The sequence below is a fragment of the Microvirga aerophila genome (assembly GCF_003332305.1).
GTDB classification, from domain to species: domain Bacteria; phylum Pseudomonadota; class Alphaproteobacteria; order Rhizobiales; family Beijerinckiaceae; genus Microvirga; species Microvirga aerophila.
Genome location: NZ_QOIO01000123.1, coordinates 2501 through 5730 on the forward strand (window position 1 = coordinate 2501; position 3230 = coordinate 5730).

Annotated in this window: 2 tRNA genes and 2 rRNA genes (1 of these 4 cut by a window edge); all 4 read right to left on the reverse strand. The window is 56.3% G+C overall.

Annotation, left to right across the window (positions count from 1 at the left end):
• Nucleotides 1-836: ribosomal RNA gene (locus DRB19_RS28630) — 23S ribosomal RNA — on the reverse strand (it extends 1970 nt beyond the left edge of the window).
• 265 nt (nt 837-1101) lie between these two features.
• Nucleotides 1102-1177: transfer RNA gene (locus DRB19_RS28635), tRNA-Ala, on the reverse strand.
• A 160-nt stretch (nt 1178-1337) separates the two neighbouring features.
• Nucleotides 1338-1414: transfer RNA gene (locus tag DRB19_RS28640), tRNA-Ile, on the reverse strand.
• A gap of 141 nt (nt 1415-1555) precedes the next feature.
• A 16S ribosomal RNA gene (locus tag DRB19_RS28645) occupies nt 1556-3042 on the reverse strand.
• Together the 16S and 23S rRNA genes with 2 tRNA genes alongside form the textbook arrangement of a ribosomal RNA operon.
• Nucleotides 3043-3230 lie beyond the last annotated feature (188 nt).

The following is a 3230-nucleotide window of genomic DNA, read 5'->3' on the forward strand; positions in this document are numbered from 1 at the left end:
GATTGGCCTTTCACCCCTAACCACACGTCATCCGAGTCTTTTTCAACAGACACCGGTTCGGACCTCCAGTGCGTGTTACCGCACCTTCATCCTGCACATGGCTAGATCACCCGGTTTCGGGTCTAAAGCAACGAACTCAAACGCCCTGTTCAGACTCGCTTTCGCTGCGCCTCCGCCTATCGGCTTAAGCTTGCTCGTTACTTTAAGTCGCTGACCCATTATACAAAAGGTACGCGGTCACCCAGGACGAACCTTGGGCTCCCACTGTTTGTAAGCATCCGGTTTCAGGAACTGTTTCACTCCCCTCGTCGGGGTGCTTTTCACCTTTCCCTCACGGTACTAGTACACTATCGGTCGCTGAGGAGTACTTAGGCTTGGAGGGTGGTCCCCCCATGTTCAGACAGGATTTCACGTGTCCCGCCCTACTCGTATCCCGTGATCACCTTTATCCGTACGGGGCTATCACCCGTCTCGCCCGCCTTTCCATGCGGTTCCGGTGAGGATCTCACAGGCATTGGCCTGGTCCGCGTTCGCTCGCCACTACTAACGGAGTCTCGTTGATGTCCTTTCCTCCGGGTACTTAGATGTTTCAGTTCCCCGGGTTCGCTTTAAACCCCTATGGATTCAGGGCCTAATACCTTCATCTGACCCTCCGTAGTGCCAGCACAGAACTGCTCCTGCGCTCACAATACAAAGGGTCGAAGGTGGGTTTCCCCATTCGGAGATCCTTGGATCAAAGCTCGTTCGCAGCTCCCCAAGGCATATCGCAGCGTACCACGTCCTTCATCGCCTCTCAGCGCCAAGGCATCCACCAGATGCTCTTAAGACACTTGATTACTCTTATGATCGGTGCCCGTCGGCAAAGACCGGACACGGATCCAAGAAAGACCTGCTCTTGACCTTTTCAGATCAAAAGCATTGCTTGCCGAACACACCCGGACAACGACCCTGCGGGGGCCGAAGCTGGTTGGAGGACTAGGTGCCTCACAAACCGGGTATGTTCCCTCTTTACGATTTCAAACATCCGCGCCGCCGTTTGATGACCAAACCGCACGCGAACCTTTTTTGACACCGGACATGACCGCATAACGGGTGGGGAACTGGTGGAGCCTGACGGGATCGAACCGACGACCTCCTGAATGCAAATCAGGCGCTCTCCCAGCTGAGCTAAGGCCCCTTTTAGTTTGGGGTTAGTTTGGCCTCAGGCGCCGGCGGCAACGTCCGTTGCCTTGGCTATCCGCGCCATGGGGCGCGGCGGCCGGTCGGCCTTCGCAAGAGACTGTGCCTGGCACAGCCCTCGTCGCGAACCCGTCCGCGTCGGCCAGGCATCCCAATAATGGTGGGCCTGGGACGACTCGAACGTCCGACCTCACCCTTATCAGGGGTGCGCTCTAACCACCTGAGCTACAGGCCCCGACACCGCTAAACAATGTCCGGAGTGAGATAAGAGAAGCGAAGACGGCAGCGTCCCGCATAGCGGGATCTGACTGATCCCTTGTGTTCAAAAGAGCCCCGATAGAAACGGCAGATGCCGTTGCTGAAGGAACATCCTTAGAAAGGAGGTGATCCAGCCGCAGGTTCCCCTACGGCTACCTTGTTACGACTTCACCCCAGTCGCTGACCCTACCGTGGTCGCCTGCCTCCTTGCGGTTGGCGCAGCGCCGTCGGGTAAGACCAACTCCCATGGTGTGACGGGCGGTGTGTACAAGGCCCGGGAACGTATTCACCGTGGCGTTCTGATCCACGATTACTAGCGATTCCACCTTCATGCACTCGAGTTGCAGAGTGCAATCCGAACTGAGACGGCTTTTTGGGATTAGCTCCCCCTCGCGGGTTCGCTGCCCATTGTCACCGCCATTGTAGCACGTGTGTAGCCCAACCTGTAAGGGCCATGAGGACTTGACGTCATCCCCACCTTCCTCGCGGCTTATCACCGGCAGTCCCCTTAGAGTGCCCAACTGAATGATGGCAACTAAGGGCGAGGGTTGCGCTCGTTGCGGGACTTAACCCAACATCTCACGACACGAGCTGACGACAGCCATGCAGCACCTGTGTTCCAGCCAGCCGAACTGAAGAGCCCCATCTCTGGAGCCCATACTGGACATGTCAAAGGTTGGTAAGGTTCTGCGCGTTGCTTCGAATTAAACCACATGCTCCACCGCTTGTGCGGGCCCCCGTCAATTCCTTTGAGTTTTAATCTTGCGACCGTACTCCCCAGGCGGAATGCTTAAAGCGTTAGCTGCGCCACTGAACAGCAAGCTGCCCAACGGCTGGCATTCATCGTTTACGGCGTGGACTACCAGGGTATCTAATCCTGTTTGCTCCCCACGCTTTCGCGCCTCAGCGTCAGAACCGGACCAGTAAGCCGCCTTCGCCACTGGTGTTCTTGCGAATATCTACGAATTTCACCTCTACACTCGCAGTTCCACTTACCTCTTCCGGTCTCAAGCCATGCAGTATCGAAGGCAATTCTGTGGTTGAGCCACAGGCTTTCACCCCCGACTTACAAAGCCGCCTACGCGCCCTTTACGCCCAGTGATTCCGAACAACGCTAGCCCCCTTCGTATTACCGCGGCTGCTGGCACGAAGTTAGCCGGGGCTTCTTCTGCGGGTACCGTCATTATCGTCCCCGCCGAAAGAGCTTTACAACCCTAAGGCCTTCATCACTCACGCGGCATGGCTGGATCAGGCTTGCGCCCATTGTCCAATATTCCCCACTGCTGCCTCCCGTAGGAGTCTGGGCCGTGTCTCAGTCCCAGTGTGGCTGATCATCCTCTCAGACCAGCTACTGATCGTCGCCTTGGTGAGCCTTTACCTCACCAACTAGCTAATCAGACGCGGGCCGATCCTTCTGCGATAAATCTTTCCCCGTAAGGGCGTATCCGGTATTAGCCCAAGTTTCCCTGGGTTATTCCGAACAAAAGGGTACGTTCCCACGTGTTACTCACCCGTCTGCCACTCCCCCCGAAAGGGGCGTTCGACTTGCATGTGTTAAGCCTGCCGCCAGCGTTCGTTCTGAGCCAGGATCAAACTCTCAAGTTGAAAGAATTTGATCTCGACTAAATCTCTACGCATTGACAGAGTCCATCCTACTCCAGGTTTCCCCAGAGCGGTGGTACTCACCAAAAAGCATAGACATCGGTCGGTATCTCATCGACAGCCCCAAGGGGCCGTCCGCAAGGACACCGCCGTCCACGCTTCTCTCTCTCATCTTCACTTGTCAAAAAGCA